The sequence below is a fragment of the Paraburkholderia sp. PAMB 6770 genome (genome assembly GCF_057748135.1).
The window spans coordinates 650,238-677,100 of the sequence record NZ_CM173238.1 but is presented as its reverse complement, the minus strand read 5'-3'; the positions used below and the strand labels follow the sequence as shown (position 1 = coordinate 677,100).

Below are 26,863 nucleotides of genomic sequence, written 5' to 3'. Positions count from 1 at the left end.
CAGGGTGCGCCAGCAAAAGCCTAGACCTTGCCTTGCGTCACTTCGTCCGGCTTCAACTCGACGATCGCGTCGAGCGCTTCCTTCACGTCGAGCGCGTAGCGCGCGAGGCGCTTCTGCTCTTCGGTTTCGGGCACGAACGACGGCACCGGCACCGGGTGACCGTTCTCGTTGACCGCGACCATCACGATCAGGCAATCGGTGGTCTGCAGCAGCTCGCCGCCCTTCGGATCGCCCGCCTGCACCGACACGTGGATATGCATGCTCGTGCGCCCGGTGTGGACCACGCGGGCGCGCAGCTCGACGAGATTGCCCACCAGAATCGGCCGGCGAAAGCGGATGTTGCCGACGCTGACGGTCACGCAGTAGCGGCCCGACCACACCGCCGCGCATGCATACGCGGTTTCGTCGATCCATTTCATCAGCGCGCCGCCGTGCACCTTGCCGCCGAAGTTGACCGAGGTCGGCTCGGCCAGAAAGCGGAACGTGGTTTCGGAACGGTCCAGCGGGGCGGTGGCGGGCGTGCTCATGATGAACTCCGGGCAAACGAGAGGATCGGAAGCCGCCGATTATACGGGCACGAATACGGCCACCATCGGGCCAGGATCCGGACACGCTTTCGACACGATCGGGCCGCGATCGCACCGAGATCGGGCCAACGACCCGGCCACGGTTTCCGGCCAGGCCCGACTCCCCGCGCGCCGTAGCGGCGCACCCGCCGGCGGGTTGGCTACTTGCTCTGGTAAGCCACCCCTTCGTCGATCGTGCCGTACATCGTGACATTGCCGGAGCCCGCGCCCTGCGTCGGGCCGCCTTGCGCGCAAGCCGCGCACAGGAGCGCCGTCACGGTAATCGCCAGCAGAAGTTTCATGGCCGCCCATCCCTCCAAGACAGGCTTCGATTCTAGCCTGGCGGCCCGGCGGGCTGCACGTGTCGCCGCATTCGACTGTTCACGTCAGACCGAAACATCGAACGCATCAAACGACTACATTAGCGACAGTGCCCATCGCGGCAGCCCGCCCCCCCTTTTCTGGAGACGCCCATGTCCGTTTCGCCGAGCGAGAACCCCGGTCATTTCCCCGGCCTGAGCCGAATGGGCGCATTGCTGGCCGACCCCGGGCGCGCCGCGATGCTCTGGGCGCTGATGGACGGCAGCGCCCGCCCGGCCGGCGAACTGACCGCAATCGCCGGACTCTCGCCGTCGGCGGCAAGCGCGCACCTCGCCCGCCTCACCGAAAGCGGCCTGCTCGCGCTCGACGTGCGCGGCCGGCATCGCTACTACCGGATTGCATCGGGCGAGATCGCGGCGGCAATCGAAGCGCTCGCGAACGTCGCGGAAATCGCACTGCCTCCGCTCGAAGCGCGCCGCACGGCACGTACCGTGCCGCTCGGCCTGCGCTACGCGCGCACCTGCTACGACCACATGGCGGGCGAACTGTCGGTGCGGCTATACGAACGCATGATCGACCAGGGCTGGCTCACGACCGACGGCGCGCGCGTCGACGCGACCCCGGCCGGCCTCGCCCAGCTGGCCGACTGGGGTGTCGACGTGACGCTTGCGCGCGCGCGGCGACGCCGCTTCGCCTGCACGTGCCCCGACTGGAGCGAGCGGCGCGCCCATCTGGGCGGCGCACTGGGCGCCGCGCTGCTCGCCGCGTGGAGCGAGCAGGGCTGGGTCATGCGCAGCACGCGCGCGCGAATGCTGCAGGTGACGCCGGCGGGGCAGCGTCGTTTCGACGATTTCCTGCGTCACTGAGCGCGCATCGTCCGCTTCGCCTTCATGCGTGCGGACCACGCGCCGGCCAAACAGATTTGGTTACACGCGAAGCGCACCGTCTTACAAATCGCGACGCCTTGAAACAGGCGCGGACGGTAGAGTGCCTTGACGGATTCGACATCTCCGTCATCTGTCAGAAAGGCACCGAGAGACACCATGAAAACACGTCCCGCCCGCAGCCCCGCCGCGCGCCGCGCGCTCGCCAGTCCGCTGATCGCCCTCGCCGTATTCGCGCTGGCGGCCCCCTGCGTCCCCGCCCAGCAGACGCCCAACGGCGCCGCCGCCGCCGCGACCGCAACCGATCCGCCCGATCGGGTCGCGCGGCTGAACTACATGGCGGGCGCGGTCACGACCGAGCCCGCCGGCGCGAGCAACTGGTCATACGCGCAACTGAACCGGCCGCTCACAACCGGCGACCAGCTCTGGACCGACCGCAACGCGCGCGCGGAGCTGCATATCGGCTCGACCGCGGTGCGCATGGATGCGTCGACGAGCCTCGACATCCTGAGCCTGGACGACCGCACCGCACAGCTGAAGGTCGCGCAGGGCACGCTGTCGACGCGCGTGCGCGAGTTGCCGGACGGCGCCGCGTACGAGATCGACACGCCGAATCTCGCGCTCGCGCTGAACGCGCCGGGCGATTATCGCGTCGACGTGGCGCCCGACGGCAGCAGCACGACCGTCACGGTGCGCAGCGGCAGCGCAACCGCGTATGGCGAAAATGGCCAGACGCCGGTCGCCTCGGGTCAGCAGATCCGCTTTGCCGGGACCGGCCTGCAGACGCTGGCCGACGGCGCCGCCCCGCCGCCCGATGCGTTCGATCAGTGGACCGACGCACGCGACGCGGCCGAGGACCGCTCGATCTCGGCGCGCTACGTGTCGCGCGACATCCCCGGCTACGAAGATCTCGACGCGAACGGCACGTGGCGCAGCACGCCACAGTATGGCGAAGTCTGGGTACCGGACGCGGTGCCCGCGGGCTGGGCCCCGTATCGCGACGGTCACTGGATCTGGCAGGCGCCCTGGGGCTGGACCTGGGTCGACGACGCCCCCTGGGGCTTCGCGCCTTATCACTACGGCCGGTGGGCGTTCTTCGACGGCACGTGGGCCTGGGTGCCCGGCCCGCTCGTGGCGAGTGCTCCGCCCGTCTACGCGCCGGCACTGGTCGCGTTCGTCGGGGGCGGGGGCGGGAACTTCGACTGGGGCGTGTCGCTCGCGGCGGGCGGCATCGCCGCGGCGGGTCTCGCGTGGTTCCCGCTCGGTCCGGGCGAGCCCTGGCATCCGCGCTGGGGCGACTGGAGTCCCCGTTATGAAGAGGGGGTCAATCGCACGGTTGTGAACGTGACCAACATCACGAACATCCACACGACCTATCTCAACTACCGCGTGCCAGGCGCCGTCACGGCCGTGCCGGCCACCGTGTTCATGCATGGGCAACCGGTCGGCCGGTTTGCGCAAAAGGTCGATCCCGGCCACTGGCGCAACGTGACGTTCAATCCGGGCGCGCCGCGCATCGCGCCGGTCCGGCAGAGCTTCGGGCCGGATCTGCGGCGCGCGTCCGTCAGACCGCCCGTACCGCTCGCCACCCGCCCGGTGATCGCTACCCGCAGTCCAGCCGTGCCGCCCGCCTATCGCGATACGCTGGCCGAGCGCTTTGCGCGGGGTGGCGCGCGCGTGCCGGGCGCCGGCGCGCCGGTGGTCCGCACGTCGATGCCCGCGCATTTCGCGGCGACGCAGGCCCACGGCGTCCCGCGAGACATCCGCCTGGTGCAGGCGCATTCGCCGGTCATCGCGGCTCGTCCGGCGCCCGGCGCGCCGCACGACAGCCGGCCGCCGCTCGCTTCACAAGCACCGCACGGCGCCCCGGCCGGCCTCGCCGACGCGCGGCCGCCAGCCGGGCACGCGGTTCCGGTTCCGCATCCGCCGCAAGCGGACAGGGTCGCCAACGGCATGGCCGCACACGGCCCTGCCACGCCGGCCGAGGCGGCTCATCGCGAGCCGGCGTGGACTCAACCGCATCCGCCAATGGCGCAGCAGGCGCAGGCAGCCGCGCATGGCGCGGCGCAGGCGCAGCAAGATGCGCGGCCGTCTCTGCCGCGCATCGAAGGGCGGACCGCCGCTGCGTCCGGTGCGCCGCCGCGCGACGCACGCGGCGCACAGGAAGCCCGCATGCCCGAAGCGCCTGCGCAGCACGCACAAGCGTCGCCGCGTGCCGAACCGCCGCGTGAAGCGATGCGCGCGACGCCCCACGCCGAGCCGCCGCACGAAGCGACGCACGCGGCACCCCATGTCGAGCCGCCGCACGAAGCGACGCACGCGGCACCCCACGCCGAACCGCCGCGCGAAGCGATGCGCGCGACGCCCCACGCCGAGCCGCCGCACGAAGCGATGCACGCGGCACCGCACGCCGAGCCGCCGCGCGAAGCGATGCGCGCGGCACCCCACGCCGAGCCGCCGCGTGAAGCGTTCCACCCGCCGGCGCGCCCTGCGCCGCACCCCGCCGAGCCGCCCCGGCAAGCCCACGCGGCACCGTCCGCCCACCCGGGCGGCAACGACCGGGACGAGCACCGCCCGGGCTGATGCCGGAGCCAATATCCGGGTCGATATCCCGCCCGTGACACGCCCGTTGCGCGCTCGCGGGAAGCGTCAGCCGGCGGCCCGCCATGCAAAAAGCCCGCGCCGGGAACCGGCGCGGGCTCGGATGCGGGCGCGGCGGACGACGAGCGTCCGCCGCGCGAGGGAACCGCAATCAGCAACCAGGATACGCATCAGGACGCAATCGGGCACCTGCCCCGCGTCATGGTCCGCGCGGACGCTCAGACCGCCATCGGTGCGGTGACCGGCGCGTGATGCCGGTAACCGGTCAGCGAGAAATCGCCGGGCTCGACCTTCTCCAGCCACTCCGGCTCATACACACCGGTCTTTGCGTAGTCCGGCACCCGGTCGGCGATCACCAGACGCGGGCTGTCGTAGGGCTCCCGCGCAAGCTGCGTGTGCAGCATGTCGAGCTGGTTCTCGTAGATATGCGCATCGCCGATGAAGTAGCTGAACCAGCGCGGCGTGTAGCCCGTCAGACGGCCGACCAGATGCAGCAGTGCGGCGCCCTCGGCAAGATTGAACGGCGTGCCGAGACCCACGTCGTTGCTGCGGATGTACAGGCACAGCGAAATCTCGCGGCGCGCGGCATTCGGCAGGAACTGGTACAGCAGGTGGCAGGCGGGCAGCGCGATCTCGTCGAGCACCGCCGGATTCCACGCGTGAAACAGAATCCGGCGGTCGGCCGGATTGCGCATGATCGTGTCGAGACACTGCCGCAACTGATCGATGGCCTTGTACAGCAGCACCTTGCGACCGCCGTCCTCGTCGAATGCCGTCATCACGCGATAGCCGCGCCCGGTCGCGTCGTCGATGCGAGCCGTGGCCGACGCGTCGAGCACCTTGTAGGCGGGCCATTGACGCCATTGCACGCCGTATACGTCGCCGAGGTCGTCCGGCCCCTCGCGATACGGATTGGCGAGCCACTGCGGATTCTCGTTGGCGTTCGCATCCCACACCTTGCAGCCGAGATCGCGAAAATCCGCCGCACTGCGCGACGCGCGCAGAAAACCGACCAGTTCGCCGATCGCCGAGCGGAAGGCGAGCTTTTTCGTCGTGACGGCCGGAAAACCCTGTTGCAGGTCGAAGCGCAACATCGCGCCCGGCAGGCTGATCGTGCGGATGCCCGTGCGGTTTTCCTGCCACGTGCCGGTGTCGAGAATCGAGCGGACAAGCTCGAGGTACTGTTTCATTCGGGTTCCTTCGACCCGGCGCGCGGCGCCGGGGGTTGTCGCGGCAAAACCCGATTCTAGCAAGCGCGCGCGTCCCCCGCCCCGCGCGCGGCCGCGTATCAGATGTGCGGCACCGTGGCCTGCACAGGATGCGAACCGATCGGCTCGCCTTCCATGTGACGCATCCCATGCGCACACAACAGGCGATACAGCGTGACGCGCGAGATGCCGAGTTCATGCGCGGCATCGCCGAGCCGGCCGCGATGGCGCAGCAGCGCGAGCTCGATGGCCTGCCGCTCGGCCGCTTCGCGCGCCTGCGCGAGCGACACCGGCACGATCTCGACGTACTCGGACAATTCGAGGTCGCGCGCGGTGATCGCGCGGCCTTCGGACATCACGATCGCGCGCCGCACGCGATTGATCAGCTCGCGCACGTTGCCCGGCCAGCTGTAGTTATGCAGCGCCGCGATCGCATCCGGCGAGAACCCGCGCAAACGCCGGCTCGCATCTTTCTTGAAACGTTCGAGCATGTGCCGCGCGAGCAGTTCGATGTCCTTGCCGCGCGCGCGCAGCGGCGGCTCGTCGATCTGCAGCACGCACAGACGGTGATACAGGTCCGAGCGAAAACGCCCTTCGATCATCGCCGCGTTCATGTCGACGTGCGTGGCGGAGATGATGCGCACGTCGACGTCGATCGAGCCGTGCCCGCCGAGCCGCTCGACCTTGCGCTCCTGCAGGAAGCGCAGCAGGCTCGCCTGGCTTTCGAGCGGCAGGTCGCCGATCTCGTCGAGAAACAGCGTGCCGCCGTTGGCCGCCTCGACGCGGCCGATCTTGCGCTGGTTCGCGCCGGTGAACGCGCCGCGCTCGTAGCCGAACAGTTCGGACTGCAGAAGATGCGGAGGAATCGCGCCGCAGTTGATCGCGACGAACGGTGCATTGCGCCGCGACGAGCGTTCGTGAATCGCAACCGCCGTCAGCTCCTTGCCGGTGCCGGATTCGCCGGAGATGAACACCGGCGCGTCGGTCATCGCGACCTTGCGGATCGAGCGAAACAGCGCCAGCATCGCGTCGCACGAGCCGACCATTTCGCCCTCGGTGCCGCCGGGGACGCCGTCGTTCGACGCGGGCTCGCCGAGCGAGATCATCCCGTACGCGTGCCCGATCGAATCGACGATCCGCTCGCCCGGACAGGGCAGCGTCACGTAGTCGTAGCAATAGTCGCGCACCAGCCGGCGCAAGGCGGCGTCCTGCAACTGCCCCGGCGTGGTGGTCGCGACCCAGCCCACGTTCGGCATCGTGAGGCACGATTCGAACGCGACAATTTCATGCTGGTGAAAACGGCTCGACAGGTCGAGCAGGCCGCCCGCCGCGGAGCCGGCGCGCACGGCGCGGCGCACGTCGCGCGCCGATCCGACCACCTCGATATGCCAGCCGCGCTGATGGAGGCTGTCGTGCAGCTCCGTACTCGGGTCGCGTGACACGTAAACCAGTTGCCGCGTTGAAGGTTCCATTCTTCTCAGATCCTCTCGTCGACGAACGTCAAGGATGACGGCGCGCATCCAACCATTCCGGATGCGCCGATCCCGTCGGGATTCGCCTGTTGCCAATCCCAAACGTCCATTCCATTCCGTGCGGACAGCTGATCCCGAAAAGCGGCGTGTGTAGTAAGACGACCCTGAGCGGGCTTATTTAAACTTGACTCCGTTTTCGGAAGCTTACTATATGCAGGCCGATTCGAAAACAAATCTGCGAAGTTAATCGTCGATCGGCCGCAAGCCTTGTGCGGCGGGCCTTCCAGCCATCCGTACCGACCCTGTAAAACGTTCCGCAGACCCGAACGACGGCGCTTTCGGACGCGGACTGTACCGACGCCAATTACGAATTAGCGCCATTTCGCAGTTTGTGTTTCAGCGCTGAAACGTTTTTGAGCCATTTCTCCGGTACGCAGCCACAGGTATTGCGCAATCGCCAAGCCCATCAACGGGTTACGTCCGATGGCACATGTTTCGCTAAATGGGTCGCACCAAGGAGACACATCATGCGCCCCGTTCTCGCCATCGACCTGCATCGCCGCCCACTGCGCGCGCTCGCATGCGCCGCGCTCGTGCTGGGGATGCTGTCCACGGGTGTCAAGGCTCAGGGGTCCGGTGCGCCCGCGTCTGCCGACGCCGGCGTCCTCACCGTTGCAAGCACGCAACCAGTTGCGACGCCGGCCGATGTGGCCCCCGCCGCGAGCGAGGATCGCGCGCTCGCGAGCGACGCGGCCGACGGCACACAGAGTTTCGCGAGCGGCAACCTCGGCGGCCCGGACATGGTGCTCGACGACCAGGCGCTGTCGCACCAGCGCGGCGGCTTCGGCGGCATGTTGATGGTCGTTGCGACGCCGCAAATGATGCGCGGCGTGAACAACGGCAACGGCGTGACGCTGTGGGACGAAATCGCGCCGCCCGCGCCGCTGCCGGTGCCCGCCGACCTCGCCCGCTCCGCGCAAGGCAACGTCACCACGTACCAGAGAAACTAGCCGCGCCACGCCGCATCCGCCTGGCACGCAAGGAACCGCCATGAACGTACTCAACCGCTCGCCACGCCGCCTGTCGCACCCGATGCTGACGGGGACCGTGCTCGCGATGCTGGCCGCCTGCGCCGCCACTGGCGCGCTCGCGCAGTCGAACCAGACGCAGCCCGGCAATCTGGTCATCGAGCGCGACGTTACGCCGCGCGACGCCTTTGTCCCGGTCCCGAAAGACCAGGACCCGATTGCAGTCCAGGTCCAGACCTTCCCGACCGCCGCATTCGACGGCGCAATCGGCTCGATGGCCAGCGACCTCGACCTGAACGGCGCGCACGGCACCGCCGGCGTCGCGGGCAGCAGTTTCATGCCGTCGCTGGTCGGCCCGCAAGGCGTGGCACAGATGCTCGCGGGCAACCGTAACGAGGTACCGGTCGGCGCAGGCGCGAGCGTCGGCGGGATAAGCGGTATCGGCGGCTCGATCGCGCAAACCGTCACCGGCGCCCTCGCCCCGCTGGGCGGCGCCATCGGAGCGATGAAATGAGAACAGTCCGCGTCCCCGCCCCGTCGCGCGCCGCGCTCACCCGTGCACGCGTGGCCGTCGCGGCGCTGCTCGCCGCTGCGGGCCTTGCCGCGCAGGCGCAGACGCTGCCCGCGCAGCTCGACGCGCAGGCGCTGATCGGCAGCGGCGTCGCGCTGGGGGCGACCGGCGTCGTCGCATTGAACGAGGCAGCCGGGCTCGACAACGCGCAGACGAATCAGGGCGTGCTCGTCAACGGTCTGTCCTCGCCGTTCGACCTGACCGGCAGCGCGCAACTCGCCAGTGCCAGCGCGAAGCTCGGCATCGCGCAGAGCTCGATCGGCAGCAATGCGTTTTCGAACACCTCCGGGCTGATCGAACTGAATCAGTCGGCCGGAGTAGCGAATCTTCAGCGGAACAGCGCCGTGATCGGCACTGGGCCGGTTGAAGCGGAGGTCGTCTCGGATGGCGTGCTATCCGGGGTGGCCGCCAAAGGCGGTGGTCTGGTGGTTCCGGGCGAAAGCCATGACGTGCGCGAAGTGTCCATCGGTCAGCAGGCGCTTCAGAACGTCAGCGGCGTGGTCCAGATCAACCAGACTGCCGGCTCGGGTAACGTCAGTTCAAACAGTTTCGTGCTCCGTCCCCCGGCGGGCACCTTTTTCTAACGAGCCACACTCTTTATCGGAGCGTCATCATGAAGCGCACACTCATCGCAGCAGCTGTCCTCTCGATGATGGCAGCAGGTTCGGCCTACGCCGAATGCACCGCCGGCTGTGATCCAGCCGAGCTCTTTACCGCGACCAGCATTTACACCGACATCGGCGAGTTCGGCTTCATCACGCTGCACGGCGGCGTCAGCGTGTCGAGCAGCAACGGGGCGACGGTCAACAACACGCAGAACGTCGACATCAGCAGCGTCAACATGCAGCCCCCGCCGCAGACCTATACGTCCGGCAACGTGACGACGTCGATCCACACGAACAACAGCTGGAACAACGCGCAGGGCGGCGGCGGCAGCTGGGGCGTGAGCCAGTCGTACAGCAACAATGCGTGGGCCTATGACAAGTCCAATACGCAGACGAACAGCTCGTACTCGACGGCCGGCTTCGTCGCGGGCGGCGGCTTCGCCACGGGCGTCGAAGCATCGTATGGCGGCTATCAGTATCAGAACACGCATGCGTCCGCGAACGGCTTCCTCGCCGCGGGCCTGATCGCCGGTGTCGGCGGCGGCAACGGCGTGTTCCTCGGCGGGTTTGCCGCGGGCTTCGCCGGCGCGCTGAACACGCACGAATCGAGCAACTTCGGCGGCGGCTTCGCCGGTCAGGCGGCAGGCTACGGCCTCGCCTGGGGCGGCTACCAGGCCGGCAGCTACAGCACGGCCACCGAAACCCGCAGCGGCTATGGCGACGAACAACACGCGAGCTTCTCCGAAGGCAGCAACGCGTACGGCTGGAGCCACAGCTACAGCGACAGCAAGGGCTCGATCTCCGTGAACGGCAGCGTCACGCAGCACATCGATACCGAAACGCCGACCGAAATGTCGGCCACGCTCGGCAACGGTGCGCTCGGCGGTGCGACCGGCAACATCGGCGTGAACATGGCGACCGGCGTCGACAACGCGCAGTCCAACGACGCCGCGCTGTCGAACATGGACGTGGGCCCGGTGTTCGGCTCGGCCCAGATCTACTCGACGCAGGCATCGACCGGCAAGGCGACGGTCGGAGACTTCAGCTTCGTGTCCTCGGTCGGCAATAACGCGCTGGCAGGCGCGACCGGCAACATCGGCGTGAACATCGCGTCGGGCGTCGGCAACGTGCAGAACAACAGCCTCGCGACGTCCGCCACCACCGACAGCGCAAGCAGCGGCGGCATGGATCCCCATCACGGCTACGGCAGCGGCAGCACGCAGGGCGGCGAAGTCGTCGCGAGCGACCAGAACTGCCAGACCGCGACGGCGGGCGTCAACGGCCAGTTCACCGGCTCTGCGATGCTCGGCAGCGGGGCGCTCTCCGGCGCCACGGGCAACATCGGCGTGAACATCGCTTCCGGGGTGGGCAACCTGCAGCACAACGGTCTCGCAGTGGCCAGCGTGTCGCATCAGTAGTCTGTGCGGTAACGCGGGAAGCGCCGGTCAGCCTTCGTGCTGACCGGCTGTTTCCATAAGGGGGATTACCATGTTCGGGGTGGGCAGGGTAACGCGGGGAGCCTTGCTGTCGCTGACGGCCGGGCTCGTTCTGACACAGGGAGCGCACGCCCAGTCGGCGCTCAACATGTACGCCGCCGCGGGGGTGCCGTTCAACGTGAAGGTGCGATCGATGCACGATCTCACCTACGAGCACATCGTCGCGCAGCGCTACGACTTCAGTTGCGGCTCGGCCGCACTCGCCACGCTGTTGAAATACGGCTACGGCATCGACATTCCCGAGCCCGAGATGATCCGCCGGATGATGGTGTACTCCACGCCCGCGGTCGTCGTGAAGAACGGCTTCTCGATGCTCGACATGAAAAAATTCGTCGAAACGCTCGGCCTGCGCGGCCGCGGCTTTCGCGTCACGTCCGACGCGCTCTATCACTTGCGTATTCCGGTGCTCGTGCTGATGAACAGTAACGGCTACGAGCATTTCGTTCTGGTCAAGCATGCCGAAGACGGCCGCATCTTCATTGCCGATCCTGCGCTCGGCAATCGCATCGTGTCCGAAAAGGATTTCGACAAGAAATGGAACGGGCTGGTGTTCGCCGTCGTCGGCAAACCTTTCAGGGAGGATTCTCCGCTCTTGCAAGGCAACGAGTCGCTCGCACTGAAACTGCGGGAACGTGCGCTGGAGAACAGTACGGCAGCGACTCCTTTCGTTGAATACGGTTTGATCAAGGCAGAGCTGTTCTGACCCACCATGGAACGCAACCTTTTCACGATCAGCTGCGCGTTGTGCTTCTCGACGTGCGGCGTGGCCTCTGTCGCCCATGCTGCCGCGCAGGCATCGTCTGTATTCGAAGATACACCCGCCATCAAGCTGCAACCGGTCTCGGACGACGTGCTCGCCAGCCAGACCGGCAAGGGGATCGGCGGCAACGTCATTTCCGGCGTCGTGGTCGAGCTGCTGTCCACCTGGCACCTGCCGAACGGTGCCGCGGCGTCGGCGGCCGGCGCGATCTCGGTGACCACCAACGCATTGAACCAGGCGAGCGTGCAGATCGGCGCGTCCGCCAGCGTCAGCGGCCCGGGCGGCATGGCCGGCAGCGGCGCCAATCCGGCCTCGAGCGCCACCGGCGGACAGAATGTGACCGTCAACGGGGTATCGCAGATCTCGCAGATCGCCGGCAACGGCAACCTCGGCAGCAACGAGGCGAGCATCGATTTCAACGCACCCGCCGGCGCCCAGCCGGGCGGCACCTACAACAACGAGAGTTCGGCAGTCGCAAGCACTGCCAACGGCGCACTGAAGGCCGCCGTCAGTCTCGCAAACGGGGGCATTTCGATCTCCCTGCAGACACCGGCCGGTATCGCGTCGCAGACGATCATGCCGGGCAGCGCGCAGCAAGCCGGCTCGATCGCCCAGCTGTTGCAGATCGCGGGCAATAGCCAGCAGGTCGTCAACCAGTTGCAGCTCAGCCTGCAGACCCAGCAGATGTCGGCGTCGATGCTGCGTCAGCTCGGCGTGCTGCAGGCTCTGCAAAACACCGTGAGGAGATGACGCGCGGGCCGCCACCCGCGACGACGGAAGGCTGCAACGGATCGAAGCGAGCGCGCACGGCCGGGGGGGACCGGCGGTGCGCGTCCAGAATACCGGGGGAAGAAAAATGAAGAGACTTTCGACAGGCGGTGCGCCTCGCACCGTGCTTGCGGCCATCCCGGCCGCGGTCATCCTGTTTGCGCTGTCGCAGGGCGCGAGTGCCCAGGCGCTGGCCGACCAGTCGGTCGACGAGCGCCTGAACACGCTGATGCGCGTCGTCGACGAGCAGCAAAAACAGATCAATGCGCTGGAAAAACAGGTCGTCAACCTCGAGATGGCGCAGCGCGGCCGCGGTGTGCCCGGCTACGGCGCACCGGAAGGCAGCGCCCAGGTCGCCGCGCCGCCCGGCACGGACGGACTGCCGGCGCCGCTGCCGCCGCTTGCGCAGATCAACCCGGGCTCGGCCGCGCCGGGCAGCGCAACGGGGACGGCCACCGGCGTGCCCGTCACGCCGCCGGTGCCCGCGAGCGGCGCGACCGGCACGGCGCCCGCCAACGCGACCCCTGAAGAAAACAGCGCCGGCGGCAACAACGCGCTGCCGCCCGCCACCGAGGGCGGTGCCACGAGCGGCACCGTCGGCGAAACGCAGAAGGCCGCGCAGCCGGTGCGCACGGAGTCGGAAGAAGCCGTGGCGCAGAACCAGCAGCACACGCCGCTGTTCAATCACAAGCTGACGGTCGATTTCGGCATCAGCGATACCTACTACGATCGCCGCCAGTTGCAGCTGTCGGGCTTCCTTGCGCTCGATGCGATCTTCCTCGGCAACATCAACCTGGGCGAGACCAAATCGCACCAGTTGATGGCCGATGTCGACGTGCGCTACGGCTTCACCGACCGGTTGAGCTTCGACGTCGACGTACCGTACCTGTACCGGCACAGCAACTTCATCGTCGGCGGCGCCGGCGGTGCCGCGAGCACGCTGTCCGACGCGTCGGCGAATTCGAACGACATCGGTGACGTCAGCTTCGGCATGTACTACGAGCTGCTGAAGGAAACCAACGCGCTGCCGGACCTCGTCGCGAGTCTGCGCGTGAAGTCGGACACGGGCTCGTCGCCGTTCGGCATCAAGCTCGTGCAGGTCGATGCGAACAACACGAACCTCGTCGCACCGACCAAGCTGCCGACCGGCACCGGCTTCTGGAACGTGACGGCGGGCCTGTCGGCATTGAAGACCTACGACCCGGTCGTGCTGTTCGGCAGTGTTTCGTACACCTACAATATTTCGCGCTCGTTCTCCGACATTTCGTCGGTGGTCGGGCAGACCGAACCCGCTTCCGTGCGGCTCGGCAATGTGATCCAGCTCGGCGCGGGCGCGGCGCTTGCCTTCTCCGACAAGGATTCGGCGAGCGTGTCATACACGCTCGCGCTCGAACCGCAGTCGGAAACCAAGGCGCCGGGCGGCAGCTGGACAGGCGTCCCGGGCAGCGAAACGGTCGCCGCCGCCGTGACGTTCGGCCTGAACCACGTCGTGAACCAGCACCTGACGATCAACGGCTCCGTGTCGATCGGTCTCACGCCCGATACGCCGAACTTCGTCGTCGGAGTGCGCTTTCCCTATACGTTCTGAATCGCCAACGCAAAGAGGCTGATCGTGCGCGAGTCACCCCATCTGACCAGTGTCCCGCCCCCTTCCGGCGCGCATCTGTCGATCGCCCGCGTCCGGGACGACACGGAGCGGCCCGCTCAGGCGCGCATCGTGGAGGAGACGGACGCGGCCGCGCCGGCAGCCTTGCACGCACACGCGGCAACGCCCGGCGCCCTTGCCGGGCGCATCCTGCTCTATGTCTGCCGCACACCGGACGAAACCCTCGCCGCGTACCTGAGAAGCCGCGGCTGGCACGTGACGCTCGCGCGCTCCGCCCATGAAGCCGTGCGCGCGATACGCGCCGACACGGCCTGCGCCGGAGTGGTCGATCTCGCGAGTTTTGCGCCGCGCGAGCTGGGCAGCCTCGAAGCCTGCCTGCGGCAACAGCAGATCGGCTGGATCGCGCTCGCGACGCTCGAACGGCTCGCCGACCCGGATGCGCGTCGGCTCATCCGCCACTACTGCTTCGATTACGTGAAGACACCCGTTGCGAACGCAACGATCGACTATCTCGCCGGACACGCATTCGGCATGGTCGTGCTGAGCGACGACACCGACGACGTGCCGGCCGCCGCGGCAGGCGACGACGAGCAGATGGTCGGTACCTGCGAAGCGATGCAGCAGCTCTTTCGCACGATCCGCAAGGTCGCCAACACCGACGCGAGCGTGTTCATCTCGGGCGAATCGGGCACCGGCAAGGAACTGACCGCGCTGGCGATCCACGAGCGCTCGCGCCGCCGCAAGGCGCCGTTTATCGCCATCAACTGCGGCGCGATCCCGCATCATCTGCTGCAGTCGGAACTGTTCGGCTACGAACGCGGCGCGTTCACCGGCGCGAACCAGCGCAAGATCGGCCGCGTCGAAGCGACCGACGGCGGCACGCTGCTGCTCGACGAGATCGGCGACCTGCCGATGGAAAGCCAGGCGAGCCTGCTGCGCTTCCTGCAGGAAGGCAAGATCGAGCGGCTCGGCGGACGCGAGTCGATCCCGGTCGACGTGCGGATCATTTCGGCCACCCACGTGGACCTCGAAGCCGCGATGCGCGAAGGACGCTTTCGCGCGGACCTGTTCCACCGGCTATGCGTGCTGCGCGTCGACGAGCCGCCGCTGCGCGCGCGCGGCAAGGACATCGAAATCCTCGCGCATCACATCCTGCACAAGTTCAAGAGCGACAGCTCGCGCAAGATCCGCGGCTTCACGCCGTCGGCGATCGAGGCGATGTACAACTACACGTGGCCCGGCAACGTGCGCGAGATGATCAACCGCGTGCGGCGGGCGATCGTGATGGCCGAGGGCAAGCTGATCACCGCCGAGGACCTCGATCTCGAGCATTTCACCGGACAGCAGTCGATCACCCTCGCGCAAGCCCGCGAGGTCGCCGAAAAGCGCGCGATCGAAGCGGCGCTGCTGCGCCACCGGCACCGGCTGACCGAGGCCGCCGCCGACCTCGGCATCTCGCGCGTGACGCTCTACCGGCTCATGGGCACGCACGGCTTGCGTGCGCTGGCGGGCGCCGACGACAACGGCGTGCTCGACGACGAAACGCCGGCTAACGAGTAGCCGCGGGCACGAGCGCGCCGCGCAGACGGCGCATGCACGCCGGGAGGCCGCGCGCGGGGCTCGGGTAGAATCGAAGCGATTCGACACTCCTGCCCCTTCGATGACGACGCTCACCCTGATCGTCGCTCGCGCCCGCAACGGCGTGATCGGCCGCGACAACCAGCTTCCGTGGCGCCTGCCGGAAGACCTCGCCTTTTTCAGGCGCACCACGATGGGCGCCCCGGTCATCATGGGACGCAAGACCCACGAGTCGATCGGCCGCGCGTTGCCGGGGCGGCGCAACATCGTCGTCACGCGCGACCGCGCACGCCGGTTTGCCGGCTGCGACAGCGCGCCGAGCCTCGCGGACGCCCTCGTGCTCGCGGCGCAGGACCAGGCGCCCGAAGCGTTCCTGATCGGCGGCGCGCAACTCTACGAAGAAGGCTTGCGGCAGGCGGACAAGCTGATCGTCACCGAGATCATGGCGGAGTTCGCCGGTGACGCGCACTTCGCGGCCCCCGATCCGCAGCAGTGGGAAGAGGTGCAGCGCGAAACGCATCGCGCGCACGCGCCGAACGAGTTCGATTATGCGTTCGTGACCTACCGGCGGCGCCGCGCCGCCTGAGCGCGCCGGCCCGGCGCATGTCCTCTCGTCCGGCCTGCTCACTGGCCGGCCACCGTCATCCGCTCGATCAGCACCGAACCGGTCTGCTTCGTGCCGCGCACGATCGTGTCTGCGCCGATCGCGACGATATGGCGGAACATCTCCTGCAGCGTGCTCGCGACCGTGATCTCCTCGACCGGATACTGGATCTGGCCGTTCTCCACCCAGAAGCCCGACGCGCCGCGCGAATAGTCGCCCGTCACATAGTTGACGCCCTGCCCCATCAGCTCCGTCAGCAGCAGGCCGGTACCGAGCTTCTTCAGCATGGCTTCGAAGTCGTCGCCGGCGCGCGTGTCCGAACTGAGCAGCGACAGGTTGTGCGAGCCCCCCGCGTTGCCGGTTGTCTGCATGCCGAGCTTGCGCGCCGAGTACGTCGACAGGAAATAGCCCTCGACGACGCCGTCCTTCACGACCGCGCGACGCTTCGTGCACACGCCCTCCTCGTCGAACGGCGCACTGCCCATCGCACGCGGCACGTGCGGGTCCTCGACCACCTGCACGTGCGGCGCGAACACCGGCTTGCCGAGGCTGTCGACCAGAAACGAAGTCTTGCGATACAGCGCCCCGCCGCTCACCGCCTGCACGAACGCACCCAGCAGCCCCGCCGCGAGCGGCGCCTCGAACAGCACCGGCACCTTGCGCGTGTCGAGCCCGCGCGCGCCCATCCGCGCGAGCGCCCGCTGCGCCGCGTAGCGGCCGACGGCTTCGGGCTGCGCCAGCTCGCCCGCGCTGCGCCTCGACGTGTACCAGTCGTCGCGCTGCATCGCGCGGCCGCTGCCGGCGATCGGCGCGCACGCCACGTAATGGCGCGAGTACGGATAGCCGGAGAGAAAGCCGCGCGACGTCGCGAGCACGAACTGCGAATGCTGCGCCGACACGCTCGCGCCCTCCGAGTTGCGGATCTGCGGGTCGGTGGCGAACGCCGCGTCTTCGGCGCGACGCGCGATCTGCACCGCCTCGTCCGCGCCCAGGTTCCACGGGTGATACAGCTCGAGGTCGCGCGGCGCCGTCTCCAGCAGTTCCGCTTCGGCGAGGCCCGCGCAGTCGTCTTCCGCCGTGAAACGCGCGATGTTGTAGGCGGCCGCCACCGTGTCCTTCAGCGCCTGCGGCGAAAAATCCGAGGTGCTCGCATTGCCGCGCTTGTTGCCGATGAATACCGTCACGCCGACCATCTTGTCGCGATTGTGCTCGATCGTCTCGACCTCGCCGCGCCGCACCGACACCGACAGGCCGTCGCCCTCGGAAATTTCGGTCGCGGCGTCGGTGCCGCCGAGCGTCTTCGCATAGCGCAGGATGTCCGACGCAATCTCCTTCAGTTCGTCCTGGGTATGCGGGAAAAAGCGTTGTCCGACGTCCATGTCTGCTGCCATATTCGTTGCCGTCCTGTTCGGGGCCGACGACGGCCCGCGGGTGGGCTCGCGAGCATCTCGCGAGTTCGTCCTTTCTGTCTCCCGCGATGATAGCAAGGACCGCGCGGAGCCTGCTCGTCTTCGCCGCGCGCGGGCGGCCGGCGGGGCCGGAGCGTGCCATGCCGGCACGCTACAATACCGCCATGACACGCAAAACCCGCAATCAACCGATGGAACCCGTCGTCGACCCCGTCGTCGACGAAAACGGCTACGACCGCCCGAGCAAATCGCAGATCAAGCGCGAAATGCTTGCGCTGCAGGAACTCGGCGAGGCGCTCGTCGCGCTGCCGAAAGACGCGCTCAAGCGCATGCCGATGCCCGAAAAGCTCGACGAAGCGGTGCGCGAAGCCCGCCGCATCACGGACCACGAAGGCAAACGCCGCCAGCTGCAATACGTGGGCCGGGTGATGCGCTCGCTGGGCGGGCACGAAACCGCGGCGCTGCGTGCCGCGCTGGATACGTACAACGGCGCAAACCGCGCACAGACCGCGCGGCTGCACTGGATCGAGCGCACCCGCGAGCAGTTGCTGGCCGAGGACGGCGCGCTCACGGACTTCATCCGCCAGCACCCGGACGCCGACCCGCAGGAAGGCCGCACACTGATCCGCAACGCCCGCAAGGAGGCGCAGCTCGGCAAGCCGCCGCGCTATTTCCGCGAGCTGTTCCGCTGGATCCGCGATGCGAGCGGCCATGAGGAAGGCAGCCCCGCCGACGGGACCGACGAAGCCGACGAGGATGACGATGACGAAGATCGCGCGTAACCACCCCGACGAGCTGGTCGTCGGCCTCGTCTCGATCAGCGACCGCGCGAGCCGCGGCGTCTACGAGGACAAGGGAATTCCGTCGCTGCAGGACTGGCTCGGCGCGGCGCTCGCCTCGCCGTGGCAGTCGGTCGCGCGGCTGATTCACGACGACGCGCCGACGATCTCGGCGACGCTCGTCGAGCTGGTGGACACCGCCGGCTGCGATCTCGTGCTGACGACCGGCGGCACCGGCCCGGCGCGGCGCGACGTCACGCCCGAGGCCACGCTCGCGGTCGCGACAAAGGTGATGCCGGGCTTCGGCGAGCAGATGCGGCAGATCGGGCTGCGGTTCGTGCCCACCGCGATCCTGTCGCGCCAGGTCGCGGTGATCCGCGAGAGCGCGGACCACGCGGCGCTGATCATCAACCTGCCGGGGCAGCCGAAGTCGATTCGCGAGACGCTCGAAGGCCTGCGCGAGGACACCGGCGCGGCGAGCGTGCCGGGCATCTTTGCGGCCGTGCCCTACTGCATCGATCTGATCGGCGGCCCGTACATCGAAACGCACGACGCGGTGGTCAAGGCGTTCCGGCCCAAAAGCGCGTTGCGCGCGCCCCGCGCGCCGCAATAGCCGCAACAGCAGAAGCGCGGCGGGCGCAGCGGGGCTACGGCTATGCCTGCGCGACAGGCGCGCTCGCCGCCGGCACGAGGAAATGATCGCGGTAGTACTTCAGCTCGTCGATCGACTCGTGGATGTCGGCCAGCGCCGTGTGCATCGCGCGCTTCTGGAATCCCTTGTAGACCGCCGGCTGCCAGCGGCGGCACAGTTCCTTCAGCGTGCTCACGTCGAGGTTGCGGTAGTGGAAGAAGCGCTCCAGGTCCGGCATCCAGCGCGCCATGAAGCGGCGGTCCTGGCAGATCGAGTTGCCGCACATCGGCGACTTGCCGGGCGGCACGTATTGCGCGAGAAAATCGCGGATCAGCGCGGTGGCCTGCGCTTCGTCAACCGTCGACGCGCGCACCCGGTCGATCAGGCCCGAGCGGCCGTGCGTGTTCTGGTTCCACTGATCCATCTTCGCGAGCGTGTCGTCGCTCTGGTGGATCGCCAGCACCGGCCCCTCGACGAGCTTGTCGAGCGTCGAATTGGTGACGACCACCGCGATTTCGATGATCCGGTCGGTATCGGGCTCGAGCCCGGTCATTTCCATGTCCAGCCAGATCAGGTTCATGTCCGTGCAGGCGAGCCCGGACGGAGCGGCTGGTTCGAGAATCTCAGTCATGAAGGCAACCTTGGTGAGCGGCCCGCGCGGCGCCGCGAACGCGGCGAGACGGTGCCGCAACAGCGCAGAAACAACGCAGAAACAGCGCCGAAGCGGCTGATGTTCGCGAGGCCCCGCCGGCCGGCGGGGACAAACGTATAATTGTCGCATAGATACCACGGATTGCCCGGATGCTCACCCTGTCGTTCACCCTCCTGTTCGCCGTCGCCGTTGTCGCGATGGTCGGCACCAAACTCTGGCTTGCGTCGCGGCAGATCCGCTTCGTCGCGGCGCACCGCGACCGCGTGCCCCCCCAGTTCGAAGCCACGATCGCGCTCGGCGCGCATCAGCGCGCCGCCGACTACACGATCGCGCGCACCCGTCTCGGGATGGTCGAGATCGTCGCCAGCGCGGCGGTGCTGGTCGGCCTGACACTGCTCGGCGGCGTGCAGGCACTCGACCTCGCGATCGCCGGCGGCCTCGGGCGCGGCTATGCCGGCCAGATCGCGCTGATCGCCGCGGTAATCGCGATCACCGGCGTGATCGACCTGCCGTTCGACTACTACCGCCAGTTCGTCGTCGAGCAGCGTTTCGGCTTCAACCGGATGAGCCGGGGCATCTTCTTCGCGGACCGCATCAAGGGCGTGCTGCTCGGCGCCGTGTTCGGACTGCCGCTGCTGCTCGTCGTGCTGTGGCTGATGAACCAGGCGGGCAACCTCTGGTGGCTGTGGGCATGGGTGGTCTGGGTGGTGTTCCAGATGCTCGTGCTGGTGCTGTATCCCACCTTCATCGCGCCGCTGTTCAACAAGTTCGAGCCGCTGAAGGACGACGCGCTGAAAAGCCGCATCGAAGCGCTGATGAAGCGCTGCGGGTTCGCCGCAAAGGGCCTCTTCGTGATGGACGGCAGCCGCCGTTCGGCGCACGGCAACGCTTACTTCACGGGCTTCGGCGCGGCCAGGCGAATCGTCTTCTTCGACACGCTGCTCGCCCGCCTGTCCGGCAACGAGATCGAGGCCGTGCTCGCGCACGAACTCGGACATTTCAGGCACCGCCACGTCCTCAAGCGGATGCTGGTGATTTTCGCGCTCAGCCTCGCGATGCTCGCGCTGCTCGGCTGGCTGATGCAGTGCGTGTGGTTCTACGAGGGGCTCGGCGTGCGGCCTTCGCTGGTCGGCAGCAATGCCGGCCTCGCGCTCGTGCTGTTCTTCCTCGCGCTGCCGGTGTTCCTGTTCTTCGTCACGCCGCTCGGCAGCCTCAGTTCGCGCAAGCACGAGTTCGAGGCCGATGCGTTCGCCGCGACGCAAACGGACGCGCAGGCACTCGTCAACGCGCTCGTCAAGCTCTATGAAGACAACGCCTCCACGCTGACCCCCGACCCGCTGTACACGGCGTTCTACTACTCGCATCCGCCCGCGTCGCAGCGGATCGACCGTTTGCTGCGGCACGCATGAGCGCGCGCTCGCCGAAAGCGGCGCGCGCGGCGGCCGGCGCGCGCCTGCGCGGCGTCGTGATCGCCGCACACGGGCGGCACTACCTCGTCGCGCCGGACGACGGCGCCGCGGCGCTGCAGTGCTTCCCGCGCGGCAAGCGCAGCGAGGTGGCGGTCGGCGACCACGTCGTCTACGAGGCGACGTCGGCCGATCAGGGTGTGATCGTCGAGATCGGCGAGCGGCGCAACCTGCTGTATCGCAGCGACCAGTACCGTTCGAAGCTGTTCGCGGCGAATCTCGACCAGTTGCTGATCGTGCTCGCGACCGAGCCTTACTTCAGCGAAGACCTGCTCGGCCGGGCGCTGGTCGCCGCCGACGCGAACGGCCTCACGCCGCTGATCGTGCTGAACAAGACCGACGTCGCGGCCGCGCTGCCGGGTGCGCGCGAGCGCCTTGCGCGCTATCGGGCGCTGGGTTATCCGGTGATCGAACTGTCGATCCGCGCCGAGCCCGATGCCGCGCGCGCCGCGCTCGACGCCCAACTGCGCGGCCATCGCACGCTGCTGCTCGGCCAGTCGGGAATGGGCAAGTCGACGCTCGTCAATCTGGTCGTGCCCGATGCGGAAGCCGCAACCCGCGAGATTTCGACCGCGCTAAACAGCGGCCGCCACACGACCACGTTCACGCGGCTCTATCCGCTGCCCGGCGGCGGCGCGCTGATCGACTCACCCGGCTTTCAGGAGTTCGGCCTGCACCATCTGACCGAAGGCACGCTGGAGCGCGCCTTTCCCGAGTTCCGCCCGCTGCTCGCGCACTGCCGTTTCTACAATTGCCATCATCTGCATGAGCCGGGGTGCGCGATTCTCGAAGCGGTGGCCGACGGCCGCATTGCGCCGGCGCGGCATGCGCTTTATGCACAACTCGTGCATGAAGCCAGTCAGATCGTGCGCTAGGCAGGGGGCAAACGTGAAGCGCGACGCAGCGGCATCGACCCGGCAAGTGCGGCCGCAGCGCGGCAAAGGCGCGCCGCGATGATCAGGCTGATGCGGGCGCCGAATCTGATCATCGGCCAGCACTGGATCAACGTGCTCGCCACGGCCGGTATCGCGTGCGAGCTGCATAACCGTTATCTGAACGGCGCGCTCGGCGAGATTCCCGCCGATCAGTGCGCGCCGGAACTCTGGCTCGTCGACGAACGCGACGAAAAAATCGCGCGCCGGCTGATCGACGAAGCCACGCGCGGCCCCGCTGCCGACGCGCCGGGATGGCGCTGCGCCCACTGCGGCGAGATGCTCGAAGCACAGTTCACGGTCTGCTGGCAATGCGGGACGCCGCGCGACCCGCTCAACGACTAATCGCGCCGGGCGGGCATCTCCGGCGGATCAGGCCACCCAGACTGCGATGGTCAGCATCAGCAGCAGGATCATCCAGAGAATCACCGCGCGCCACACGAGCCCGACGGCCGATTGCAGCGTGCGCGGCGTGCAGTCGTCGCCGACCGGCAACGGGCCGCCTTCGCCGGTCGCGAGCGCGTCGAGACTCGACGGCTCGGCGAGCGGCCCGCTCAAACGTGCGCCGAGCGCACCGCTGCCGGCCGCGAGCAGCACGCCCTCGTTCGTGTCGGGCCACTGGCGCGCGTGATTGCGCCACGCGTAAATCGCGTCCTCGAAGTTGCCGACGATCGCGAAACCGAGCGATGTCAGCCGCGCCGGCACCCAGTCGATGATGAAAAACGCCTGCTGCGCGAAGCTCGAAAACGCCGCCGTGCGATCGTCCGTGGGACGCGACCACGAACGCGCGAGATATTCGGCGATCCGGTACAGCACCGCGCCGGCGGGGCCGACCGGTATCAGGAACCAGAAGAACACGCCGAACACGTGCCGGTGCGACGCGACGACTGCGTGAATCATCGTGTGGCGCACGATTTCGCTGACCGGCATGTCGACCGTGTCGGTGCCGGTCCATTCGTGCAGAATTTCCCGCGCGCGCGGTACGTCGTCGTTATTCAGCGCGAGATGGATATCGGTGAAGTAATGGCTGAACTGGCGGAACCCGAGCGTGAAATAAACGATCACGACGTTCCACAGGAACGCGAGCACGAAGTTGATGCGGTAAAGAATGTAGTAGACGATCGCGACGGCCAGCGTCCACGGCACCACCACGACCAGCCAGGCGAGCACGCCGTGCTTCGGCTTGCCGGCATCGAAACCGTGTGCCGCCGACTCCGCGTGATATTGAAGCAGCGCGAACACCGGATTACTCGGCGAGAGCGCGCGCACCTGTTCAATAATCAGAGCCAGCAATACGGAGAAAAAGGTCATGCGATGCGCCGTGCGATTCGAGTTTTTGCGATTGTTTATAACGATAGCACAGGGTCGGATGCGACTGAGCGCACCGATGGTTGCAAACCCGCGACACCTCGCGGGCCGCGCAACCGTTTCAGGCGGCGAGAAAGCGGTACAGGTTGCGTAGCATCCCGGCCGTCGCCCCCCAGATGAAATATTGCCCGGCGGCCTCGCCGCGCGGGTACGGCATCGAGAAAAAGCGCCGCTCGCCCCCTTCCCAGCGCAGCACCCGGACCTCGTGATGCGCCGGATTCATCAGGAAGCCGAGCGGCACCTCGAAGACCTCGGCCACCTCGAACGAATCCGCTTCGACCGTGAACGGCGGATGCACGAGCGCGATCACCGGTGTCACACGAAAGCCGGTACCTGTCAGGTAATCGGGCAGCGCACCCAGCACTTCGACGCGCTCCGGGTCGAGCCCGACCTCTTCGCGTGCCTCGCGCAACGCGGTGGCCGTGGCGTCGGCGTCGAACGCCTCGCGCCGCCCGCCCGGAAAGCTGACCTGGCCGGCGTGATCGTTCAGATGATCGGTGCGCTGCGTGAGCAGCACCGTCAGTTCGGCTTCGCGAACGACGAGCGGCACCAGCACTGCCGCGGCGCGCGGGTCGCCGTAGTCTTTCCAGCGAGGGTCCGCCGCCTCGACCTGCCACGGCAGGCGCTGCCCGAAACGCGTGCGCAGGCCATCCGGCGTGAGCCGCGCGGGGGCGACGGGCGGAAGATCGTCACCCGTCGATTCGACGGGCAGGCTTTCGGGTTGGAAGGCGGGACGGGTCAAAGGCAATCTCGATACAAGCCTGGACGGTGGAGAGTGCTATTTTGACCCAACCAGTAAAAAAGCACCCGGGACGGGTGCTTTTCCTTACAGCTCTTACGCTTCGGAAGCAGCGCGGTCTTTCGAGACCAGCTTTTCCTTGATCCGGGCCGACTTGCCCGAACGCTCGCGCAGGTAGTACAGCTTCGCACGGCGGACATCGCCGCGACGCTTCACGACAATGCTCGCGAGCAGCGGCGAGTACGTCTGGAACGTCCGTTCGACGCCTTCGCCCGACGAGATCTTGCGAACGATGAACGACGAGTTCAGACCGCGGTTGCGCTTTGCGATCACGACGCCTTCGTAGGCCTGAACGCGCTTGCGCGTGCCTTCGACCACGTTCACGTTGACGATCACCGTATCGCCGGGGGCGAATTCGGGGATGGCCTTCTCGCCCAGCACGCGGGCCATTTCTTCCTGCTCGAGTTTTGCAATCAGATTCATCACTGACTCCTTAAGCCATCTTGTCGGCGTTTGCACCGGCCTTGCGTTCGACGCGCGGCTACGGCCCCGATAGAGGATGGGTTCACATCAGGCGCCGCCCACGCATGGACAACGCCGCCTGGTCGCAACTCACGCCGGGCCCTGCGGCTTCGGCGCTTCGTTTGCGAGACTTGCGAGCCATGCCTCGTCGGCACGGCTCAACAACCTGTTCTGTCTGGCCTTTCCAATCAGGTCCGGCCGCTTGTGCCACGTATTGCGCAGCGCTTCGCGACGGCGCCACGCGTTGATCTCCGCGTGATGGCCGCCGAGCAGCACGTCGGGCACGCGCACGCCCTCATAGTCCTCGGGGCGCGTGTAGTGCGGGCAATCGAGCAGCCCGTCGACGAAGCTGTCCTGCACGGCCGACTGCGCGTCGTTCAGCACGCCGGGCAACTGCCGCACGACTGCGTCGATCAGCGCCATCGCGGGCAATTCACCGCCCGACAGCACGAAATCGCCCAGACTCACTTCTTCATCCACGCAACGGTCGATCAGCCGCTGATCGATCGCCTCGTAGCGCCCGCACAGCAGAATGAGGCCGGGCTGCGCGGCAAACCGCATGACCCGTTCGTGGTCAAGCGTCGCGCCTTGCGGCGACATCATGACGACGCGGGAATCCGCGACGCCTTGCTGCGCCTGCGCGGCTTTCGCCGCGCCGATCGCGTCTTCCAGCGGCCGGGCCAGCATGACCATGCCAGGGCCGCCGCCATACGGCCGATCGTCGATAGTGCGATAGTTGTCGGACGTGAAATCGCGCGGATTCCACGTCCGCAAACCATAGCGCGCCTGCTTCGCGGCGCGGCTGGTAATGCCCCAGTCCGTCAACGCGCGAAACATGTCAGGAAAGAGCGTGACGACATCGAACTGCACCGCGCCCTCCCGTGCCCAGGTTTTGCTTTGCTTCAATAGTCGGCTTCCCAGTCGACGATGATCTGCTTCGCCGCCTGATCCACCGTTTTCACATAGACACCGACGAACGGAATCAGACGTTCGCCGGTGACCGGCTTGCCGTCTTTGCCGGTTGCCGGGTATTCGATTCGCAACACGGACTGCGCGCCGTTGTCGATCATGCCGGCTACGCTGCCGAGCGCGACGCCGGCCAGGTTCACGACGGCGAGGCCGATCAGGTCGACCCAGTAGAATTCGTCCGCCTCAAGCGATGGAAAATCCTCGCGCCGCACATAGACACGCGTGCCGCGCAGCGCGAGCGCCATGTCGCGGTCGGTTGCCCCCGCCAGATGGGCCACGATGGCGTCCCCGTGAACCTTGGCGTGCAAGGCCGGGGCCGAGCTTCGTTCGCTGCCCTTCATCAGCCACCAGCGTCGGGCAGCAAGCAGCGCATCGCCGCCACGGCCGGCTTCCGCATGCGCGGCAACCTTGACCCAGCCTTTCAGGCCATACGCGTCGACAATGGCGCCGACTTCGATAGCGTTTTCCGGCCAGCTTGCAGCCGTTTCCAGCCGCGGCGCCGGATCGTCCGGCTTGACGACGGCCGTATCCGCGCTACCTGCACTATTCGCACTACCGCGCGCGCCGGCGCGATCCGCTGGCGGCTTGCGCGCGAACACACCAAACGATGCGCCCGCTTTCGCGCCGGAAGCGCCCTGTGCGCGCGCCGAACCTGCCGAACCGCTCGAATCACGCGCGGACATGAGTCAACTCCTCAGCCAGCGCCGACGCTTGCCGCAAAAATACAACGCGCATGTCGCCCCACCCACGCCCGATGCGCAAGCCGCGTACGATGCGCGAACCGGCCGCCATCACGCAGCCGGCTGGGCCTTGGCGGCTTCCTTCACGAGGCGCTCGACCGTCGGCGACAGTTGCGCGCCCACGCCTTGCCAGTAGCTCAGACGGTCTTGCGCGATGCGCAGCGACTCGCCCTTCGTGGCGACCGGGTTGTAGAAGCCGACGCGCTCGATGAAGCGGCCGTCACGACGGCTACGCGAATCGGTTGCGACGATGTTGTAGAACGGGCGCTTCTTCGAGCCGCCACGAGCCAAGCGGATGATGACCATACTCAGAATCCTTGAAAACCGGGGTTCGGAACCACTGAAACACGCGATTATAGCCTGAAACCGAAGCCATAACAAACACTTACCTGATCAAACGCGCGTGCCCGCCGCGGAACCGGTGCCGGCGGCTGTACACGCGGCGCGCGGAAGGTACGCGGACAGTGCGCGGACGGTGCGCGGACGACACGAGGCACGCCCGTCCGGCGGCGGGCCGACACCGGGAAACCGCACGCACGTGACCCCGTGTGCGGGCGCGGCGTAGAATGCGCGTCGGTCCCGCCGGTG

Annotated in this window: 28 protein-coding genes; 16 read left to right on the top strand and 12 right to left on the bottom strand. The window is 67.6% G+C overall.

Annotated elements, in window-relative coordinates; genetic code table 11:
- Positions 1 to 20: 20 nt before the first annotated feature.
- Positions 21 to 527, bottom strand: a complete 507-nt coding sequence (locus tag AC3AP7_RS03230) for an acyl-CoA thioesterase (protein WP_475765631.1) — start codon at positions 525 to 527, stop codon at positions 21 to 23.
- 200 nt (positions 528 to 727) lie between these two features.
- Positions 728 to 868 (bottom strand): hypothetical protein, encoded by a 141-nt coding sequence (locus AC3AP7_RS03225; protein ID WP_475765633.1) that lies wholly within the window; start codon positions 866 to 868, stop codon positions 728 to 730.
- 171 nt (positions 869 to 1,039) lie between these two features.
- On the opposite strand from AC3AP7_RS03225, the gene AC3AP7_RS03220 reads away from it, so the two are divergent.
- On the top strand, positions 1,040 to 1,753 hold the full coding sequence (locus AC3AP7_RS03220; RefSeq protein WP_475765635.1) for an ArsR/SmtB family transcription factor: 714 nt from the start codon (positions 1,040 to 1,042) through the stop codon (positions 1,751 to 1,753).
- Positions 1,754 to 1,930: 177 nt separating this feature from the next.
- Entirely contained in the window at positions 1,931 to 4,354 is a 2,424-nt protein-coding gene (locus AC3AP7_RS03215) for a DUF6600 domain-containing protein (RefSeq protein WP_475765637.1), read from the top strand.
- A 236-nt stretch (positions 4,355 to 4,590) separates the two neighbouring features.
- Here AC3AP7_RS03215 and AC3AP7_RS03210 read toward each other — a convergent pair whose 3' ends face one another.
- Entirely contained in the window at positions 4,591 to 5,562 is a 972-nt protein-coding gene (locus tag AC3AP7_RS03210; protein ID WP_475765639.1) for a thymidylate synthase, read from the bottom strand.
- Positions 5,563 to 5,660: 98 nt separating this feature from the next.
- Positions 5,661 to 7,052, bottom strand: coding sequence for a sigma-54 dependent transcriptional regulator (locus AC3AP7_RS03205; RefSeq protein WP_475765641.1), 1,392 nt, complete (start codon positions 7,050 to 7,052; stop codon positions 5,661 to 5,663).
- A 527-nt stretch (positions 7,053 to 7,579) separates the two neighbouring features.
- Between AC3AP7_RS03205 and AC3AP7_RS03200 the strand changes: the two genes are divergently transcribed.
- From AC3AP7_RS03200 to AC3AP7_RS03160, 9 genes are all read left to right on the top strand, one after another.
- Positions 7,580 to 8,062 carry a hypothetical protein gene (locus tag AC3AP7_RS03200; RefSeq protein ID WP_475765645.1) on the top strand — a complete coding sequence of 161 codons (483 nt, stop codon included), beginning with the start codon at positions 7,580 to 7,582 and terminating at the stop codon, positions 8,060 to 8,062.
- Between the two features lie 40 nt (positions 8,063 to 8,102).
- A complete protein-coding gene (locus AC3AP7_RS03195) occupies positions 8,103 to 8,594 on the top strand; it encodes a hypothetical protein (protein ID WP_475765647.1) in 492 nt (163 codons plus the stop codon).
- 50 nt (positions 8,595 to 8,644) lie between these two features.
- On the top strand, positions 8,645 to 9,235 hold the full coding sequence (locus AC3AP7_RS03190) for a hypothetical protein (protein WP_475765650.1): 591 nt from the start codon (positions 8,645 to 8,647) through the stop codon (positions 9,233 to 9,235).
- A 29-nt stretch (positions 9,236 to 9,264) separates the two neighbouring features.
- A complete protein-coding gene (locus AC3AP7_RS03185) occupies positions 9,265 to 10,674 on the top strand; it encodes a hypothetical protein (RefSeq protein WP_475765652.1) in 1,410 nt (469 codons plus the stop codon).
- 70 nt (positions 10,675 to 10,744) lie between these two features.
- Complete coding sequence (locus tag AC3AP7_RS03180) at positions 10,745 to 11,455, top strand: C39 family peptidase (RefSeq protein ID WP_475765654.1); 711 nt, start codon at positions 10,745 to 10,747, stop codon at positions 11,453 to 11,455.
- Between the two features lie 6 nt (positions 11,456 to 11,461).
- Positions 11,462 to 12,262, top strand: coding sequence for a peptidase C39 (locus tag AC3AP7_RS03175; protein ID WP_475765657.1), 801 nt, complete (start codon positions 11,462 to 11,464; stop codon positions 12,260 to 12,262).
- A gap of 106 nt (positions 12,263 to 12,368) precedes the next feature.
- Positions 12,369 to 13,868, top strand: coding sequence for a hypothetical protein (locus AC3AP7_RS03170; RefSeq protein WP_475765659.1), 1,500 nt, complete (start codon positions 12,369 to 12,371; stop codon positions 13,866 to 13,868).
- Positions 13,869 to 13,892: 24 nt separating this feature from the next.
- Entirely contained in the window at positions 13,893 to 15,446 is a 1,554-nt protein-coding gene (locus AC3AP7_RS03165; RefSeq protein WP_475765661.1) for a sigma-54 dependent transcriptional regulator, read from the top strand.
- Between the two features lie 100 nt (positions 15,447 to 15,546).
- On the top strand, positions 15,547 to 16,050 hold the full coding sequence (locus AC3AP7_RS03160; RefSeq protein WP_475765663.1) for a dihydrofolate reductase: 504 nt from the start codon (positions 15,547 to 15,549) through the stop codon (positions 16,048 to 16,050).
- A gap of 38 nt (positions 16,051 to 16,088) precedes the next feature.
- Here AC3AP7_RS03160 and pmbA read toward each other — a convergent pair whose 3' ends face one another.
- Entirely contained in the window at positions 16,089 to 17,459 is a 1,371-nt protein-coding gene (pmbA, locus tag AC3AP7_RS03155) for a metalloprotease PmbA (RefSeq protein ID WP_475765665.1), read from the bottom strand.
- A 182-nt stretch (positions 17,460 to 17,641) separates the two neighbouring features.
- Here pmbA and yjgA point away from each other — a divergent pair, with 182 nt between their 5' ends.
- Positions 17,642 to 18,259 (top strand): ribosome biogenesis factor YjgA, encoded by a 618-nt coding sequence (yjgA, locus tag AC3AP7_RS03150; RefSeq protein ID WP_475765667.1) that lies wholly within the window; start codon positions 17,642 to 17,644, stop codon positions 18,257 to 18,259.
- Complete coding sequence (mog, locus tag AC3AP7_RS03145; RefSeq protein WP_475765669.1) at positions 18,240 to 18,869, top strand: molybdopterin adenylyltransferase; 630 nt, start codon at positions 18,240 to 18,242, stop codon at positions 18,867 to 18,869. The genes yjgA and mog overlap by 20 nt, the downstream gene beginning before the upstream one ends.
- 40 nt (positions 18,870 to 18,909) lie before the next feature.
- Here the strand turns inward: mog and orn are convergent, their stop codons facing one another.
- Complete coding sequence (orn, locus tag AC3AP7_RS03140; RefSeq protein WP_475765671.1) at positions 18,910 to 19,518, bottom strand: oligoribonuclease; 609 nt, start codon at positions 19,516 to 19,518, stop codon at positions 18,910 to 18,912.
- A 170-nt stretch (positions 19,519 to 19,688) separates the two neighbouring features.
- On the opposite strand from orn, the gene AC3AP7_RS03135 reads away from it, so the two are divergent.
- The 3 genes from AC3AP7_RS03135 to AC3AP7_RS03125 all read left to right on the top strand — a co-directional run bounded on the left by AC3AP7_RS03135 (position 19,689) and on the right by AC3AP7_RS03125 (position 22,282).
- A complete protein-coding gene (locus AC3AP7_RS03135; RefSeq protein ID WP_475765673.1) occupies positions 19,689 to 20,948 on the top strand; it encodes a M48 family metallopeptidase in 1,260 nt (419 codons plus the stop codon).
- Complete coding sequence (gene rsgA / locus AC3AP7_RS03130) at positions 20,945 to 21,880, top strand: ribosome small subunit-dependent GTPase A (RefSeq protein WP_475765674.1); 936 nt, start codon at positions 20,945 to 20,947, stop codon at positions 21,878 to 21,880. Before AC3AP7_RS03135 ends, rsgA begins: the two co-directional genes overlap by 4 nt.
- An 81-nt stretch (positions 21,881 to 21,961) precedes the next feature.
- Complete coding sequence (locus AC3AP7_RS03125; protein WP_475767816.1) at positions 21,962 to 22,282, top strand: putative signal transducing protein; 321 nt, start codon at positions 21,962 to 21,964, stop codon at positions 22,280 to 22,282.
- A gap of 27 nt (positions 22,283 to 22,309) precedes the next feature.
- On the opposite strand, the gene AC3AP7_RS03120 is transcribed toward AC3AP7_RS03125, so the two are convergent.
- From AC3AP7_RS03120 to rpsP, 6 genes are all read right to left on the bottom strand, one after another.
- On the bottom strand, positions 22,310 to 23,248 hold the full coding sequence (locus tag AC3AP7_RS03120; protein ID WP_475765676.1) for a CobD/CbiB family protein: 939 nt from the start codon (positions 23,246 to 23,248) through the stop codon (positions 22,310 to 22,312).
- Between the two features lie 118 nt (positions 23,249 to 23,366).
- A complete protein-coding gene (locus AC3AP7_RS03115) occupies positions 23,367 to 24,047 on the bottom strand; it encodes a CoA pyrophosphatase (RefSeq protein WP_475765678.1) in 681 nt (226 codons plus the stop codon).
- A gap of 93 nt (positions 24,048 to 24,140) precedes the next feature.
- Positions 24,141 to 24,527, bottom strand: a complete 387-nt coding sequence (gene rplS / locus AC3AP7_RS03110; protein WP_475765680.1) for a 50S ribosomal protein L19 — start codon at positions 24,525 to 24,527, stop codon at positions 24,141 to 24,143.
- Between the two features lie 129 nt (positions 24,528 to 24,656).
- Positions 24,657 to 25,436: a tRNA (guanosine(37)-N1)-methyltransferase TrmD gene (gene trmD / locus AC3AP7_RS03105; protein WP_475767818.1), complete on the bottom strand. Its 780-nt coding sequence runs from the start codon at positions 25,434 to 25,436 to the stop codon at positions 24,657 to 24,659.
- 32 nt (positions 25,437 to 25,468) lie between these two features.
- On the bottom strand, positions 25,469 to 26,218 hold the full coding sequence (gene rimM / locus AC3AP7_RS03100; RefSeq protein ID WP_475765682.1) for a ribosome maturation factor RimM: 750 nt from the start codon (positions 26,216 to 26,218) through the stop codon (positions 25,469 to 25,471).
- A 108-nt stretch (positions 26,219 to 26,326) separates the two neighbouring features.
- On the bottom strand, positions 26,327 to 26,581 hold the full coding sequence (gene rpsP, locus AC3AP7_RS03095) for a 30S ribosomal protein S16 (protein WP_475765683.1): 255 nt from the start codon (positions 26,579 to 26,581) through the stop codon (positions 26,327 to 26,329).
- Between the last annotated feature and the right edge of the window lie 282 nt (positions 26,582 to 26,863).